At 64.5% G+C, this 15,353-nt stretch carries 16 protein-coding genes; 11 read left to right on the top strand and 5 right to left on the bottom strand.

Annotated features, from left to right (window positions below):
* The first annotated feature begins 70 nt into the window (after positions 1 to 70).
* The gene (locus CXZ10_RS16860) at positions 71 to 1,234 is read left to right on the top strand and encodes an amidohydrolase (RefSeq protein WP_101290520.1); all 1,164 of its coding nucleotides are present in this window, start codon (positions 71 to 73) and stop codon (positions 1,232 to 1,234) included.
* Positions 1,235 to 1,297: 63 nt separating this feature from the next.
* A complete protein-coding gene (locus CXZ10_RS16855) occupies positions 1,298 to 1,804 on the top strand; it encodes a TIGR02281 family clan AA aspartic protease (protein ID WP_101290519.1) in 507 nt (168 codons plus the stop codon).
* A gap of 74 nt (positions 1,805 to 1,878) precedes the next feature.
* On the opposite strand, the gene CXZ10_RS16850 is transcribed toward CXZ10_RS16855, so the two are convergent.
* From CXZ10_RS16850 to CXZ10_RS16835, 4 genes are all read right to left on the bottom strand, one after another.
* Positions 1,879 to 3,507, bottom strand: a complete 1,629-nt coding sequence (locus tag CXZ10_RS16850) for a PAS domain-containing protein (protein ID WP_101290518.1) — start codon at positions 3,505 to 3,507, stop codon at positions 1,879 to 1,881.
* 123 nt (positions 3,508 to 3,630) lie between these two features.
* The gene (locus CXZ10_RS16845; RefSeq protein WP_101290517.1) at positions 3,631 to 4,218 is read right to left on the bottom strand and encodes a TadE/TadG family type IV pilus assembly protein; all 588 of its coding nucleotides are present in this window, start codon (positions 4,216 to 4,218) and stop codon (positions 3,631 to 3,633) included.
* Positions 4,212 to 4,784, bottom strand: coding sequence for a TadE/TadG family type IV pilus assembly protein (locus tag CXZ10_RS16840; protein ID WP_101290516.1), 573 nt, complete (start codon positions 4,782 to 4,784; stop codon positions 4,212 to 4,214). Before CXZ10_RS16840 ends, CXZ10_RS16845 begins: the two co-directional genes overlap by 7 nt.
* A gap of 80 nt (positions 4,785 to 4,864) precedes the next feature.
* Positions 4,865 to 5,404: a pilus assembly protein N-terminal domain-containing protein gene (locus CXZ10_RS16835; RefSeq protein ID WP_180336044.1), complete on the bottom strand. Its 540-nt coding sequence runs from the start codon at positions 5,402 to 5,404 to the stop codon at positions 4,865 to 4,867.
* Between the two features lie 409 nt (positions 5,405 to 5,813).
* Between CXZ10_RS16835 and CXZ10_RS16830 the strand changes: the two genes are divergently transcribed.
* From CXZ10_RS16830 to CXZ10_RS16790, 9 genes are all read left to right on the top strand, one after another.
* Entirely contained in the window at positions 5,814 to 5,987 is a 174-nt protein-coding gene (locus tag CXZ10_RS16830) for a Flp family type IVb pilin (RefSeq protein ID WP_101290514.1), read from the top strand.
* Between the two features lie 203 nt (positions 5,988 to 6,190).
* Positions 6,191 to 6,703, top strand: a complete 513-nt coding sequence (locus CXZ10_RS16825; protein ID WP_101290513.1) for an A24 family peptidase — start codon at positions 6,191 to 6,193, stop codon at positions 6,701 to 6,703.
* A 151-nt stretch (positions 6,704 to 6,854) separates the two neighbouring features.
* Positions 6,855 to 7,649 (top strand): Flp pilus assembly protein CpaB, encoded by a 795-nt coding sequence (cpaB, locus tag CXZ10_RS16820; RefSeq protein ID WP_101290512.1) that lies wholly within the window; start codon positions 6,855 to 6,857, stop codon positions 7,647 to 7,649.
* Positions 7,650 to 7,690: 41 nt separating this feature from the next.
* Positions 7,691 to 9,076: a type II and III secretion system protein family protein gene (locus CXZ10_RS16815; protein ID WP_180336043.1), complete on the top strand. Its 1,386-nt coding sequence runs from the start codon at positions 7,691 to 7,693 to the stop codon at positions 9,074 to 9,076.
* Between the two features lie 22 nt (positions 9,077 to 9,098).
* A complete protein-coding gene (locus CXZ10_RS16810; protein ID WP_180336042.1) occupies positions 9,099 to 9,809 on the top strand; it encodes a CpaD family pilus assembly protein in 711 nt (236 codons plus the stop codon).
* A 12-nt stretch (positions 9,810 to 9,821) separates the two neighbouring features.
* Entirely contained in the window at positions 9,822 to 11,093 is a 1,272-nt protein-coding gene (locus CXZ10_RS16805) for a CpaE/TadZ family protein (protein ID WP_101290509.1), read from the top strand.
* Positions 11,094 to 11,116: 23 nt separating this feature from the next.
* Positions 11,117 to 12,589 (top strand): TadA family conjugal transfer-associated ATPase, encoded by a 1,473-nt coding sequence (locus CXZ10_RS16800; RefSeq protein WP_101290508.1) that lies wholly within the window; start codon positions 11,117 to 11,119, stop codon positions 12,587 to 12,589.
* 24 nt (positions 12,590 to 12,613) lie between these two features.
* A complete protein-coding gene (locus tag CXZ10_RS16795; RefSeq protein WP_101290507.1) occupies positions 12,614 to 13,606 on the top strand; it encodes a type II secretion system F family protein in 993 nt (330 codons plus the stop codon).
* A 10-nt stretch (positions 13,607 to 13,616) separates the two neighbouring features.
* Positions 13,617 to 14,588 carry a type II secretion system F family protein gene (locus CXZ10_RS16790; protein WP_101290506.1) on the top strand — a complete coding sequence of 324 codons (972 nt, stop codon included), beginning with the start codon at positions 13,617 to 13,619 and terminating at the stop codon, positions 14,586 to 14,588.
* A gap of 69 nt (positions 14,589 to 14,657) precedes the next feature.
* Here CXZ10_RS16790 and upp read toward each other — a convergent pair whose 3' ends face one another.
* Positions 14,658 to 15,284 carry a uracil phosphoribosyltransferase gene (gene upp / locus CXZ10_RS16785; protein ID WP_101290505.1) on the bottom strand — a complete coding sequence of 209 codons (627 nt, stop codon included), beginning with the start codon at positions 15,282 to 15,284 and terminating at the stop codon, positions 14,658 to 14,660.
* Between the last annotated feature and the right edge of the window lie 69 nt (positions 15,285 to 15,353).

Genomic DNA, 15,353 nt, shown 5'->3' with positions numbered 1-15,353 from the left:
CTCTCGCCTTCGTCGTTGCCGGCATGCTAGGCTGAACCTCCTCCGCAATTGTCCGTAGAGAGGTCAGCCCTTGCCCGCCCTTGAAGAGATCGCCGCCATCGCCGGGGAAGCCGTGCTCTGGCGCCGCGATCTGCATCGCCGTCCCGAACTGCTCTATGCCCTCGACGAGACCTCCGCCTTCGTGGCGCAGAAGCTCAGCGCCTTCGGCCTCGACGAGGTGACGACCGGCATCGGCGGCAGCGGCGTCGTCGGCGTGCTTCGGGGCCGACCGGGCAACCGTGCCGTGGCGCTCCGCGCCGACATGGACGCCTTGCCCATCGAGGAGATTACCGGCGCGCCCTGGGCCTCCGAGAAGCCCGGCGCCATGCACGCCTGCGGCCATGACGGCCACACGGCGACGCTGCTTGCCGCTGCCCGCTGTCTTGCCGCCGATCGCGATTTCGTCGGCACGGTCGTCTTCGTCTTCCAGCCGGCGGAAGAAGGCGGAGCCGGCGCTCGGGCGATGATCGACGACGGTCTGTTCAAGCGCTTCCCGGTCGACGAGATCTACGGCATTCACAACCTGCCGGGCCTGCCGGTGGGACGCTTCGCCGTGCGGCCCGGCGCCATCATGGCTTCCACCGATCGCTTCTACATCGACATTCTTGGCCGCGGCGGTCACGCGGCCCGCCCGCATGAGACGATCGACCCCATTCTCGTCGGCGCCCAAATGATCACCGCTCTCCAGTCGATCATCGCACGCAACACCGATCCGCTCGCCTCGGGCGTCGTCTCGGTCACGACGTTCCATGCCGGCAACACCGACAACGTCATCCCGCAAACTGCCCGGCTGTCAGGCACCGTCCGCGCGCTGGACGGAAAGGTCCGCGGCGAACTGGAAGCGTCCGTCGATCGTGTCGCCAGCGCGGTGGCCGCCGCTTTCGGCGCCGAGGTGAGCTTCACCTACGAACGCGGCTACCCGGTGACAGTCAACCATGCGGTGGCGGCGGCTCGGGTCGGAGACGTCGTCGAAGAGCTGTTCGGCAGCGATGTCATCGACCGCGCCGCGGCGCCGATGATGGCTGCAGAGGATTTCTCCTTCTATCTTGAAGAGGTGCCGGGCGCCTATTTCTTCATGGGCAATGGCCCGTCGGCCGGCCTCCATCACCCGGCCTACGACTTCGCCGACGAGGCCATCGCGCCGGGCGCCGCCGTGTGGACCGCGCTGGCCAAGGCGAGCCTCGCCGGGGCTTAAGGCTTTGGGAACCGCCGGCACCTAACCTGCCGAAGCGGCCGTTCGGGCCGCTCGGAGGGCGCGATGCTCCGTCTTGTCGGATGGGTACTGGCTGCAACGGTGGTGATCGGCTTCTTCGCCCCCGAGCTGCAGCGGCTTGCCGATCTGCCGGCCGCCAAGGAGGCGCCGGCGCCAGCCGCCAAGCCAAAGGCCGTCGCGTTTGGCAGAGCCGAGATTGCCGCCGACGGCCGAGGCCATTTTGTGCTGACCGGCCGCGTCAACGGTCGGCCGCTGTCCATGCTGGCCGATACCGGCGCCACGCTGGTGGCCCTGCGCGCCTCCGATGCCCGCGCAGCCGGCCTGATCGTTCTGCCCGGGGACTATACGGCAAGGGTGTCGACGGCCGGCGGCGTCGCCGAGGCGGCCCGCGTTCGTCTCGGCGAGGTCGAGATCGGCAACATCCGGGTGACCGATGTCGACGCCTTCGTTCTCTCGGACGACCAGCTCGGCACCAACCTGCTGGGCATGAGCTTCCTCGGTCGCCTCAAGGCCTTCTCCATCGAAAACGGCCGGCTGATCCTGAACCAATGATCCGGTCCGGGTGAAGGCAAGCTCGTGTTCTGCCACTTGGCTTGGATATCAAGCTTCAGGACGCATCCTGAGGATCATTCGGCGGTCTTCGACTTCATGGCCGTGTGCACGCGCTCGGCCGCACCGCGCAGGATGACCCGCACGAAGACGGTGCCGTTCTCGTCCTTTTCCACCTCCGAGAGCTGGCCATCGACGCGGGCGATGCTGGCCTTGAGAGCGGCAAGCGCCAGATTGGTGTCGGCGACGCAGGGCCCCTTGGCGCCGGCGGCGGCGCGCGCCTGTATCTGAAGGCCGGCCGTCTCGAAGTCGATGCCCTTGACTTCGACCTTCATGTCGATCGGCAAGGTGCCCAGCTGAGTATAGGCGGCGAAGGCGGCAAACCGCACCACGGCGCGCAGATTGTCCGTGCCGCCGGACACTTCCGGATCCTCGCCCCCCACTTCCGAGAGCTGCACGGCGCCGGCTTCGACGGCGGTGTCGATCCATTCACGCGCGAAGGCGGCGACCTGCACGTGCTCGTGGCCTTTCTTGCCGCCGCCCATCAATGCGAGGCAGGCCTCCAGCATCTGCTTGTACTCAAAGGTCCGCGTGGTAGATCGAGCCACCTCGTCCATGCCGGACTTGAGCGCCGCTTCGGCCGCGATGCGCGCCCCGTAGATCGCGCTGATGTCGACGCCGACCAGAACATTGACGGGCGCTCGCGTTTCCGAGCCGAGCACCAGCGAAGCCATCAAGGCCTGCTTCGGACCGTTCGGCGTCGGAAACTCCACGGGGCGAATGCCGCTCTTGTTGGTTTCCACATAGGCCTTCAGGCCGAGGCGCGCGCCGCTCGTCACGTCCCGGAACATCAGCGGCGACACTTCATTGGTTCTGAGAATGTCGCGGCCGAACAGACGGGCGCAGGACGGGTTGGCAAAGAAGGGATGGCCGTCGGTGTTGATCTGCAGAACCGCGAAAGGCGAGGACTCGATGATGGTGTCTGCCACCATGACACGCGTCCGCCAGACGTCGGCCAGCATCGAGCGCAGGCATTCAAAGGCAAAGGTCAGTTTGCCGACCTCGCCACCCCACGCCTTGAGCGGTTGGCCGCGATCGGCCGAGGCGGGATCGTGCAGCATGGCCTCCACACCCGCCCGCACCCGGCGCAATGGCCACCATACCATCATCATCATGACGAACTCGGTGATCACCGCTGCCGCGGCCCCGCCTCCAAACGCGATGGCAACCGCCCGTTCGTCGCGAACCGTCTCCAGGCTGGTGATCTCTCCAACGTCCACCCGCAAAAAGATGTGGAATGGCGTCAGCGACGCCTCCGGCGGATAATAGAAGTCGGCCTTGCTGCTGCCTGCAGGCCGGAACACCGTGCGCCCGGTTCGCATCACCGCATTGAAGCTTGTCTCGATGCGCTCTCCGAACACCTGCTGTTCATGCCCGGAGCCATCGTAGAGGCCTCCGCCGCGAATGGCGCCGATCACCACCAGGCGCTCGGCAACGCGGGTGATCTCGTCGGCCTTGTTTTGGAAGCGGGGATCGATTGCCGCCGACAGGATCTTGCCGACGTCCGCGTATCGCCGCTCCAGGTAATGCTGGTCATCGCGATCGCGAACAAGACTGGTGATCGTCAGAAGGGCGGCGAGCACGGCACCGAACGCCAGTACCGACGGCCTCAGGATCGTGGAAATGTGGAAGGCCGCAGATGCCACGGAGCATGCTCTCTCGGAGAAGGGCGTCAGACCGCACTTTCTTGCCGATTCTATCAGCTCCGTCTTGCCGGCTCGTTAACCGCCGCGTCTCGCTCATTCGCCTTTTGGTGCCCGCAACGGCGGTTAGCCTGTGAAGGCAATGGTCGTTCCCTGGCGGGGCTTCAGATAGAACACGTGCTTGAGGTTGTAGACCGTACCGCCGGTAATGCTCTTCATGACATTGGCGAAGGGCGACGTATAGGCATAGGTCACCCGGCCGACCACGATCTCGTCGCCAACCGAGGCTATGGTAGTCGGCACCGCAAGTCCGGTCGGCGGGGCGACATTGGGCGTCGCAGCCGTGTCGTTGCGCGCCTTGGACCATGCGACCTTCTGTCCTGAAGAGGTGACATCGACGACGACCAGCACCACCTTCACTGCCGCGACGTCATAGGGTTCGAGAATGGCCGCCGTCGCGTCGAATATGTTGGTCATGGTCGCCGCGCTGACGGAGGTCTGCTGAGCCACGAGATCGGAAATGGTGCTGGCGGCACGGCTCACCTTGCGGTCGACAATGAGCGCCGTGGTCACCTCGCCACACCCGGCATAGATCACCAGCATCAGCGGCAGGATCAGGGCGAACTCCACCGCCGACACGCCGCGGCGCTCCACCGCGAAACGGCGCGCAAGCCGGCTGAAACGGGCCGCCAACGACCGGAACCGCACTACCATGGGAAGGGCTCCGTCTGAAAAGCGACGACAGCGCCCAGCAACTGATCACCGCTCGCCAACCTCGTCGTGCTGCGGGCGAGAAAATCGAACAGGATCGGCCAAGCGTAAAAGGCGCGAACGACAATGATCTCGCTCTTGTTGCCGTTTGTATATCTCGTTGAGGAGATCTTGCCGTCCTTGTCGAGCGGGCTCGTCGGCGCGTAGGCGGTAAAACTCGAGTAAGACTGCACGTCGACATAAAGCCTCGTCCCGCAATCGACGAGATTGACCATGCCCTCGCAGATCTTGGTCTTGAACTGATCCTGGCTGAGCGACTGGGCCTTGGCCTCGCCCGTTCGGATCAGTCGAGACGCAGAGACGGTGGCTGTGTCGAGCACCTGGCCGACGAAAAACATCAGAGCCATTTCGAGAATGGCGAAGAGCAGCAGGAAGAATGGAATCGAGACGATGGCAAATTCCATGGCCACCGCGCCACGGCGGTCGGCAAGGAGCCGCGCGCGCGGCTGCGCTTCGTCGCCGGCCACCACGGCCTGGCTGGAACGGCGGAAAGACCAGATCGGGCGCAATGGCTTCTCCCGCTGCGAGATCGCTCGCAAAGGCGGAGTGTGCCGCAAACACCTTACCAAGCGGTGTAACCGAACATGAACTATTGGCTGTTCGGCGGCGCCGGCACCGGGGCTGCGGACGTGCCACCGCCCGCACCAGTCGAAGCGGTGGCCGGACTGCCGCTGCCTGAGCCGTTGTGCTGGGCGACCTGCCCGAAGATACCGCTGAAATGCGTGGAATCGTCACCAGGCACGGCGGCGGGCTGACACTCCGGCAGACAGCTCAACGACTGCCGTTTCGCCCCCTTGTAGACCGTGACGAGGTTCTCCGTCGCCGCCAGAACGGCCAGCTGAACGTCGGTAATGGTCTCGCCCTGCTCGTCGAGGACGATCAGATTGGTCTGGCCATAGGCTCGCCCGGTGACGATCAGCGTCTGAGCATCCTGCAGCGTCGCGTCGGCAATCGCCGGGTTGCCGATCACGATGGTGCTCGCCGGCGCGGCGAGGCGATAGATCCGAGCCTGATCGAGCTCGACCTTGACCATGTCTTCGGCGCGACTGGTGGCGGGCGCGAAGACTGTAGCGGCAGATCCGACCAGCGCAGTCGCCAGAAGAGCCGAACGAACGAGCCTTGGGGACATGGAACGCTCCGGTAACCGTCTGTTCACCGAGATCATCCCTGAAGATGGTAAACAAAGCGCCAACGCTATCGCACTTCCCGGCATTTGCCGCCCCCAGGAGCAGGCAAGATGAAGCCTACCTGTCAAAATAAACGCGCATCGGGTCGGCTCACGTCCGCAAAAAGAAACCGGTTTCGGCCAATCTTGGCCTTTACTGGTCTCTACCACAAGGTAAAGGGAGAGTTTTCTGCCTGGTGGTTCAGTTAACTTTAACCATCCAGCGACATCTGCCGATAGGCTCGAGTTTCTACGATCGCCTTAACTCGCTGGAAACAGCTCGCAGGCTAGATTGAATGCGGTTCAGACGGGTCAGGCGAAATTAGACCTTCGAACCTGTGCTGTCAGATAAGTGAGCTTAGGAGTACCTCAAATGAAGGCTCTCGTTTCGCGTTTCCTCAAGGACGAGTCCGGCGCCACCGCCATCGAGTATGGTCTGATCGCTTCGCTGATCGCCGTTGCCGTCATCACGGCCGCCGGCACCCTCGGCAACAACGTCAGCAACACCTTCAACTCGATCGCCGGCAAGCTGAAGACCGCCAGTTGATGGCTTGAGAGCAGCGTAGCGAAACGCCAGGAAGGTTGTTTTCGTCGCGTATGTGCTGAGCATGGTCCGCAAAGGGGAGGTCATGATGGCCTCCCCTTTTCGATTCCGAAAAGCCGGCGCCGGCTGTTCAGCCGCCGTTTACCCTGTTTGTCTAGTCTGGCTTGCCGTTCCTCCTTCCGGAAGACACCCGGAGAAAAGCCGTCTTGCTCATCATCGCCACCGTCCTCACCGCCGTCTTCCCCATCGTGGTCACGGTCGCCGCCAGCTACGACCTCCTGACCATGCAGATCCCCAACCGCTTCCCCGCCGCGCTCGCCATCGCCTTCCTGGCCCTGGCGCTTTTGACAGGCCTGCCGCTTCCAGCCCTCGGCATCCACGTCCTCGCCGGCCTCGGTCTCCTGATCGGCACCTTTGCTCTCTTTGCCTTCGGCTACCTCGGCGGTGGCGACGCCAAGCTCGCCTCGGCCATCGCTCTCTGGCTCGGGATTGAACAGGCGCTACCTTTCCTGGTGCTGACCGCCCTGTTTGGCGGCGCCCTGTCGTTGACCGTGCTCGCCTTCCGGTCGATACCGCTGCCCGGCTTCATGCTCGGCTGGCCGCCGGCGTTGCGGCTGCATGAGAAAGGCGCCGGCGTTCCCTATGGCGTGGCGCTCGCCGCCGCCGCGCTCATGGTCTTTCCAGAAACGCCATGGTTCGCCGCATTTGCAAGGCTGTGACGCGAGGCTTGTCGCTAACTCCTGACGATTCCTGAACAGCCGAAACAAACTGAGACGATTTCAAACACCTTATTAACCATAAATTCAACGTTACCCCGTGTACTCGGACCTTGAGTGGAACGCTCGCCGTCCTGTGTAACGAGGCAACATCATGCGCCCGATCCAATTGGTCATCCTGCTCGCCGCCGGTGCCGCAGCCGCCGGCGCCGGCCTCATCGCGACCCGGATCGGCACGCGCGACCCCGCCGCCCCGCAGGAGGTTGCCGCCCAGCCGGCTGTCCCGGCGATTGACCTTGAGGACGTCCTCGTCGCCGCAAAGGATATCGGCATCGGCAAGGGCGTTGACGCGGACAGTCTTGTCTGGAAGCCATGGCCGAAGGATGGATTGAGCGACGGCTACATCCAGCGATCGGGCGAGCCGGACGCCGTCACCGATCTCAAGGGCATGCTGGCTCGCAGCCCCATCCTGGCCGGAGAGCCGATCCGCAAGGCCAAGCTGGTGCGATCCGACCGCGGCTTCCTGTCCGCCGTTCTGCCCGAGGGGATGCGCGCTGTGGCCGTGCGCGTCAACGCCGCCTCGACCGCTGGCGGCTTCATCCTGCCGGAGGATCGCGTCGACATCCTGCTGGTGCGCCAGAAAGATGCCAACGAGGCAGTCGCCGAAACCATCCTCGCCGACATAAGGGTGCTCGCCATCGACCAGTCGGTGCAGCAGACCGGTGATGACAAGCAGCCGTCGATCGTGGCGCAGAACACGGCAACTCTCGAGCTCACGCCCGACCAGACCGAACTCGTCACTCAGGCCCAGCAGATCGGTTCGATCTCGCTGGCGCTACGCCCCCTCGTCGATGCCGACCAGCCCGCCGCACGTCAGCGCAAACCGACCGGCATCGCCGTCGTGAAATTCGGCGTCGTTTCCCGCGTCACGGCCCAGCAAGCGCCATGATCCGAAAGCCCCGACCGACCGCAACTTCAGGAATCCCGGTCATGAACCGCTGCCTAGCGCTGATTCTTCCTCTCGCGGGCCTTCTTGCCGCCGGCCTCGCAAGCGTGCCGGCCCGAGCCGCCGATCCCGCCGCCATTCGCTCGGTTGCCGAGATCGAGGGACGGGTGGTCAATCTCGGCCTCAACAAGTCGATGGTGATCGACCTGCCTGAGGACATTCGCGACGTCCTGGTATCCAACCCGACCGTCGCCGACGCGGTCGTCCGCAACAACCGGAAGATCTACCTGATCGGCATGGGCGTCGGCGAGGCCAACGTCTTCCTGTTCGGCGACGGCAACCGCCAGATCGCCCATTTCGAGCTGGTGATCGGCCGCGATACGGTCGGTCTCGAGAGCACGCTCGCCGAGGTGATTCCCGGCTCGCACATCAGGGCGCAGTCGCTCGGTGATTCACTGGTGCTGTCGGGCACCGTCACCTCTCCGGAAGCGGCGGCCACGGCGGCCAACATCGCCGCCAAGTTCGTGGGTTCGACCGACAAGATCGTCAACTCGATCAGCGTTTCGGGCTCCGATCAGGTCAATCTCCGCGTCGTCATCGCCGAGGTGGAAAAGAACACCGTCAGGAAGCTCGGCATCGACATGGCCGGCACGGTGGGCGCCGTTGCCGCCGCGAGTTCCCCCAACAACCTCGCCTACAATCTGGCGGGATTGTCGTCGGCGCCGACCAAGCTGTTCGGGATTACCGATGGCTCCGCCAGTTCGGCGCTCAACATCGGAACAGACCACTTTTCCATGATGATCAACGCCCTGAAGACGCAGGGCGTGGTGCGGACGCTGGCCGAACCGAACGTCACCGCCATTTCCGGCCAGCCCGCCAAGGTGGTGGTGGGCGGCGAGATCCCCTACACGATCATCAGCGACAACGGCAACACCGTCAACTTCAAGGAATATGGCGTCATCCTGAAGTTCACGCCGGTGGTGCTGAGTTCCGGACGCATCAGCCTCAATATCAACACCGAGGTGAGCGACATCGATACCTCGCTCAACAGCGATGTGCCCGCCCTCAAGAAGCGCGGCGCCGAAACCACCGTCGAAGTCCCGTCAGGCGGCGCCATCGCCATCGGCGGTCTGTTGCGTGACAACATTTCCAAGACCATCAACGGCACGCCCGGCCTGTCCGATCTGCCCATCCTCGGTGCTCTCTTCAAGAGCGACGCCTACCAGCGCCAGCAGACCGAACTGGTGGTCTTCGTCACGCCCTATCTCGTGAAACCGGTCGCATCGTCGGCCATCACCCGGCCCGACCAGAACCTCAACTTCCAGGCCGACGCCCAGAGCTACTTCCTGAATCAGATCAACCGCATCTACCGCGTCAACGGTGCCGCTTCCGGTTCCTATCAGGGCCGCTACGGCTTCTCCTATGAATGAGCCGGCGCATCGGAGGAGTGCCATGCAGGCGATGAATCCCCTTACCCGCCCTGAAAGGCAGACGCACCGCGCCGCAAGGCTGGCGGCGATCGCCTTGGCGCTCGCTCTGTCCGCCTGCAACCAGCAGGGCCAGGCACTGACCGACGGCCGGCCGGCCGACGGCTATCGCAGCGCCTATCCAATCGCCGTCACCGAGGCGCCTCAGACACTGGACATCCCGGTCGGCATGGGCACCGGAGGTCTTTCATCCGAACTCCGGGCGGTGGTCGCCGATTTCGGTGCCGACGCTGCGCGAAATGCGACCGGACCTGTGGTGGTGATGACCCCGGCAGGGTCGGTCAATCAGGCGGCTGCCGACTATCTTGCCCGCGAGATCCGGACCGTGCTGCGGCAGTCGGGCGTTGCCGCCACCTATCTGAGATCGCAGACCTATGCAGTCGCCGATCCACGCGTTCCCGCGCCAATCAGGCTCGGCTTCGCGCGTATCAAGGCGGTCAGCCCCCCCTGTGGCCGCTGGACGACCGACATCATGCCCGACGGCCAGAAGGGCACCGACGGTGCCGAGTTCGGCTGCGCAACCCAGGCCAATCTCGCGGCCATGGTGGAAAGCCCGAACGATTTGCTGATGCCCCGGTCAGAAACGCCGGTGCGCGGCTGGCAACGCTGGGAAATGATGCAGAAGGCTGCCAAGGGATCGAGCCCGTCGGCTGCCTATCCGACTTCGACCTTCTAGGAACCGACGGCTATGACCACCGACGACCCGCTCGTTCCCACCACCTCCGGCCGCTCTGTCGATGTCGACGGACTGAAGCCCGTGCCGCGCATCGCCATCCAGGCGTTCTGCGAGACGCAGGAGGTCGCCGACGTGCTGGAGCAGGCCGCCGCCGACCGCCGCATGGCCAAGGCGCACGTCAAGGTTCACCAAGGGGGCGTGGCCGCAGCCCTCGACTTCTATGCTGCCGCGCCAACGCCGAACCTATTGTTCGTCGAAACGCGTGAGCGGCGTGAAAAGGCGCTGGAGCTGGTCGACCAGTTGGCCACCGTCTGCGACGCCGGTACCAAGGTGGTGCTGATCGGCCATCATAACGACGTCGCCCTCTACCGGGACCTGATGCGTCGCGGCGTTTCCGAGTACATGGTCGCCCCGTTCGATCTCTACGACGTCATTCGCGAGATTGGTGAAATCTACCTTGCGCCGGACGTGAAGCCAGTCGGTAGGACCATCGCCTTTGTCGGCGCCCGTGGCGGCGCCGGCTCGTCCACCGTCGCCCACAATGTCGCCTTCGCGCTGTCGCGCAGTTTCGATGGTGGCGTGGTGTTGGCTGATCTCGATCTGCCCTTCGGTACGGCCAGCCTCGACTTCAACCAGGAGCCGCCGCAGACCCTGGCCGATGCGCTTGCCGCAGGTGACCGGGTGGACGATGTCTTCCTCGACCGGCTGCTGTCCAAATGCGCCGACAATCTCAGCCTGCTCGCCGCGCCGGCGACGCTCGACCGCCCCTTCGACCATGACGAGATGGCCTTCGAGCCGATCCTCGATGCCGCCCGCGTCAGCGCCCCTGCGGTGATCCTCGATCTGCCACATCTGTGGACGGCCTGGGTCCGCCGGCTGCTCGGTGCTGCCGACGAAGTGGTGATCACGGCCATGCCAGATCTCGCCTCTCTGAGGAACGCCAAGAATCTCATCGACCAGTTGAAGCTTGCCCGCCCCAACGATGAGGCGCCGCGCCTCGTCATCAATCAGGTTGGACTGCCGAAACGGCCGGAGATCAAGCCGGCCGACTTCCAGAAGGCGTTGCAGCTCGAGCCGGCCGCCGTCATTCCCTTCGACGCCGCCCTGTTCGGCACGGCCACCAACAACGGTCAGATGATCGCCGAAATCAACGCCCGCTCGCCGGTCGCCCAGTTGTTTGAAACGCTCGCTGCGCGGCTCACCGGCCGCAGCGCGGCGCGTGGCGGCCGCAAGTCGGCTCTCATTCCCCTGCTCGCCCGCCTGCCGCGCCTCAAGGCGCGCTGACGGTCAGGACGCGGAGAGGTTCAATGTCGTTTGGCAAGCGTGGCTCATCTGGTTCGGCTGTGGAGAAACCGGCGGCGGCCCCGGCATCGCGGGCGGTCGAAACGGCACCCGTGGTCGCTCCGGTGGCAACGCCGGCGCCTGCCCCAGCGGCTCGACCCGTGCCGCCGCCGGCGCCGGACGTGCCGGAGCGGCGCAAGTCCGACAGCTATTACGACGTCAAGTCGTCGATCTTCTCGGCGCTGATTGAAACCATCGACCTCAGCCAGCTTGCCAAGCTCGACATCGAAACGGCACGCGAGGAGATTCGCGACATCGTCGGCGACATCATCTCGCTGAAGGCCGTGGTGATGTCGATCTCCGAGCAAGAGGAACTGCTCGACGACATCTGCAACGACGTGCTCGGCTACGGTCCGCTCGAACCGCTGCTGGCCCGCGACGACATCGCCGACATCATGGTCAACGGTGCCAATGCCACCTTCATCGAAGTCGCTGGCAAGATGGTCAAGACCGGCGTGCGTTTCCGCGACAACGTGCAGCTGATGAACATCTGCCAGCGTATCGTCAGCCAGATCGGTCGCCGCGTCGACGAGGCATCGCCGATCTGCGACGCCCGCCTTCCCGACGGCAGCCGTGTCAACGTCATTGCCCCGCCGCTTGCCATCGATGGGCCGACACTGACCATCCGCAAGTTCAAGAAGGACAAGCTGACGCTGCCGCAGCTCGTCAAGTTCGGGTCGATCACCCCCGAAGGTGCCACCATCCTGGAGATCATCGGCCGGTGCCGCTGCAACGTGCTGGTCTCCGGCGGAACGGGTTCGGGCAAGACGACGCTGCTCAACTGCCTCACCGCCTATATCGAGCCGACCGAGCGCATCATCACCTGCGAAGACGCCGCCGAGCTACAGTTGCAGCAGCCGCATGTCGTCCGCCTGGAAACACGCCCGCCCAATCTCGAGGGCGAGGGCCAGGTGACCATGCGCGATCTCGTGAAGAACTGCCTGCGCATGCGCCCCGAGCGGATCATCGTCGGCGAAGTGCGCGGCCCAGAGGCCTTCGATCTTCTGCAAGCCATGAACACCGGCCACGACGGCTCGATGGGCACCCTGCACGCCAACTCGCCGCGCGAGGCGATTTCCCGCGTCGAATCGATGATTTCCATGGGCGGCTATACGCTGCCGTCCAAGACGGTGCGCGAGATGATCGTCACGTCGGTCGACGTCATCATCCAGGCGGCGCGCCTCAGGGACGGCTCGCGTCGCATCACCCACATCACCGAGGTGATGGGCCTCGAAGGCGACGTGGTGATCACCCAGGATCTGTTCGTCTACGACATCGTCGGCGAAGAGGCGGACGGTCGTTTGATCGGCCGGCACCGGTCCACCGGCATCGGCCGACCGAAGTTCTGGGACAGAGCCCGCTACTATGGCGAGGAGCGGCGGCTCGCCGCCGCTCTCGACGCATCCGAAGCGCCTGCGCCGGCTGGCGCCTACACCTGAGGATACCAGAAGGGAAGCATGTAGATGGACATCCGCGTCCTTGCGATGATGGGCCTCGTGGCCTTCTCGATCGCCGCGCTGCTCTACGGCTTCCTCTACGGCCGCATCGAGCGGCAGGCGTCGGCCGAGCGGCGGCGGACGCAGGTGGCCGCCCCATCCATCGACGCCGAGCGAGCCAGGGCAGCGGCAGCGCCCAGCGCCCGCCGCCGCACCGTTCAGGACACGCTGAAGGATCTGGAGGTCAAGCAGAAGCACAAGGCCTCGAAGTCCACCAACCCGCCGATGCAGCTCCGGCTCGCTCAGGCCGGACTCAACCTCCCTATCAGCCGCTTCTATGCGTACAGTGCCCTGACGGGCGTCGTCATAATGGCCGTCTGCTTTCTCGCCGGCCTGCCGCTTCTTCTGGTGCTCGGCGCCGGCTTCGTCGGTGCCGTGGGCCTGCCGCGCTTCGTGGTCAACTTCATCCGCAAGAAGCGCCACGCCGCCTTCATCGATGAGCTCGCCAATGCCGTCGAGGTGATCGTCCGCGGCGTCAAGGCCGGCTTGCCGCTCAACGACTGTCTCCGGATGATCGCCAGCGAGGCCAAGGAGCCGGTCAAGAGCGAGTTCCGCCTTGTCATCGAGGCCATGCAGCTCGGCATGCCGATCGATGAGGCGGTCACCCGCATGTATGAACGCGTGCCCCTGCCGGAGACCAACTTCTTCGGCATCGTGCTGGCCATCCAGTCGAAGGCCGGCGGCAACCTCTCCGAAGCCCTTGGAAATCTCGCCAAGGTCCTGCGTGAACGCAAGAAGATGCGCGCCAAGATCCAGGCGATGAGCATGGAGGCGAAGTCCTCGGCCGCAATCATCGGATCGCTGCCGATCATCGTCACCGTTCTCGTCTACCTGACCAGCCCAGACTACATCATGGTGCTGTTCGTCACGCCGATCGGGCAGATCGTCGTCGGCATCTCCCTTCTCTGGATGCTGGTCGGCATCTTCATCATGAAGCGCATGATCGCCTTCGATTTCTGAGGGACCATTCATGAACGCGATCATCGACACCCTGCGCGATCCGGTGGCCCTGATGGCCATCCTGGTGTCGCTCGCCATCTTCGCCACCATTGTCAGCCTTGCCATGCCGCTCCTGTCTGGCGACCGGTTGCCGGCGCGCATGCGAGCCGTGGCCGACGAGCGCGAGAAGATCCGCCAGCGCGAGCGTGCCCGCCTCGCCGAGGAAGGGCGCAGCTCGTTGCGTGGCAAGGAATCCAAGGCCTACATGCGCAGCCTTGTCGACCGGCTGTCGCTCAGAAAGGCGCTGCTCGACGACAAGGGGCAGGAAAAGCTGAAGCAGGCCGGCTTCCGCAGCGAAGCCGCCACCACGACCTATTTGTTCGCTCGCTTCGTGCTGCCCTTCGGCTTCCTGATCATGGCGGTCTTCTACATCTTCGTCGTCCTGAAGATAGACCGCCCCCTGCCCTTCAAGGCCGGCATCTGCCTGGTCATTGCCTATGCCGGCTTCTACCTGCCGGTGATCATCGTCTCCAACGCCTTGCAGAAGCGTCAGCAGTCGATCAAGCGCGCCTTCCCCGATTCCCTCGACCTTCTGCTCATCTGCGTCGAAAGCGGCATGTCGATCGAGCACGCATTCCGTCGCGTCTCCGAGGAGATCGGCAGCCAGTCGCTGCCGCTGGCCGAGGAGCTGAGCCTGACCACGGCCGAGCTATCCTTCCTGTCCGATCGCCGCCAGGCCTATGAGAACCTGGCAAACCGCACCGGTCTCGACGGCGTCAAGGCGGTTTGTCTCGCGCTCATCCAATCGGAACGCTACGGCACGCCGCTGGGCCAGACGTTGCGCGTTCTCAGCCAGGAAAACCGCGACATGCGGATGAACGAGGCCGAGAAGAAGGCGGCGGCGCTGCCGCCCAAGCTGACGGTGCCGATGATCGTGTTCTTCCTGCCGGTGCTGTTCGCCGTCATCATGGCGCCGGCCATCATCAAGATCAGCTCGCTGTAGAACGCCCTACAAATGGAAAAGCCCCGGCCGACCGCCGGGGCTTGCCTTGGCTCGACGATATCGAGGCTCTTACTTGGTGCCGTACATGCGGTCGCCGGCGTCGCCGAGACCGGGCACGATGTAGCCCTTCTCGTTGAGATGGCTATCGATGGCCGCCGTGAACACCGGCACATCGGGATGCGCATCGGTGAAGTTCTTGACGCCCTCGGGGGCCGCCAGCAGGCAGACGAAGCGGATGTCGCGGGCGCCGCGCTCCTTCAGCTTGTCGACGGCGGCGATCGACGAGTTGCCGGTGGCCAGCATTGGGTCGACGACGATGGTGAGGCGGTCGGACAGATCAGCCGGCGCCTTGAAGTAATACTCGACCGGCTGCAGCGTCTCATGATCGCGGTAGATGCCGATATGCGACACGCGGGCAGCCGGCACCAGGTCGAGCATGCCTTCAAGAAGGCCGTTGCCGGCGCGCAGCACCGAGGCGAACACCAGTTTCTTGCCTTCGAGCGTGGGCGCTATCATGGTCTGAAGCGGCGTCTCGATCTCCACCTCGGTCAGCGCCAGGTCGCGCGTCACCTCGTAGCAGAGAAGCGTCGAGATTTCGCGCAACAGCCGCCGGAAGCTTGCCGTCGAGGTTTCCTGTTTGCGCATGATGGTGAGCTTGTGCTGCACCAGCGGATGATCGATGACCTTGACGCTCATTGGTTCCTCGCGGGCTTTAGGTTTCGGCGACCATAGAGATTCAGAGCCGGCCGCGAAACCGGCATTTTC

The sequence above is a fragment of the Pleomorphomonas diazotrophica genome (assembly GCF_002844595.1).
GTDB lineage: Bacteria > Pseudomonadota > Alphaproteobacteria > Rhizobiales > Pleomorphomonadaceae > Pleomorphomonas > Pleomorphomonas diazotrophica.
This window is presented reverse-complemented; position numbering and strand designations above follow the sequence as displayed.

Bases quoted from the DNA above. Each gene is read 5' to 3' on its own strand.
- CXZ10_RS16810 (WP_180336042.1), top strand. From the start codon at position 9,099: ATGCAGGCGATGAATCCCCTTACCCGCCCTGAAAGGCAGACGCACCGC.
- CXZ10_RS16795 (WP_101290507.1), top strand. From the start codon at position 12,614: ATGGACATCCGCGTCCTTGCGATGATGGGCCTCGTGGCCTTCTCGATC.
- CXZ10_RS16845 (WP_101290517.1), bottom strand. From the start codon at position 4,218: ATGGTAGTGCGGTTCCGGTCGTTGGCGGCCCGTTTCAGCCGGCTTGCG.
- CXZ10_RS16800 (WP_101290508.1), top strand. From the start codon at position 11,117: ATGTCGTTTGGCAAGCGTGGCTCATCTGGTTCGGCTGTGGAGAAACCG.
- CXZ10_RS16855 (WP_101290519.1), top strand. From the start codon at position 1,298: ATGCTCCGTCTTGTCGGATGGGTACTGGCTGCAACGGTGGTGATCGGC.
- CXZ10_RS16790 (WP_101290506.1), top strand. From the start codon at position 13,617: ATGAACGCGATCATCGACACCCTGCGCGATCCGGTGGCCCTGATGGCC.
- CXZ10_RS16815 (WP_180336043.1), top strand. From the start codon at position 7,691: ATGAACCGCTGCCTAGCGCTGATTCTTCCTCTCGCGGGCCTTCTTGCC.
- CXZ10_RS16835 (WP_180336044.1), bottom strand. From the start codon at position 5,404: ATGTCCCCAAGGCTCGTTCGTTCGGCTCTTCTGGCGACTGCGCTGGTC.
- CXZ10_RS16830 (WP_101290514.1), top strand. From the start codon at position 5,814: ATGAAGGCTCTCGTTTCGCGTTTCCTCAAGGACGAGTCCGGCGCCACC.
- upp (WP_101290505.1), bottom strand. From the start codon at position 15,284: ATGAGCGTCAAGGTCATCGATCATCCGCTGGTGCAGCACAAGCTCACC.
- cpaB (WP_101290512.1), top strand. From the start codon at position 6,855: ATGCGCCCGATCCAATTGGTCATCCTGCTCGCCGCCGGTGCCGCAGCC.
- CXZ10_RS16805 (WP_101290509.1), top strand. From the start codon at position 9,822: ATGACCACCGACGACCCGCTCGTTCCCACCACCTCCGGCCGCTCTGTC.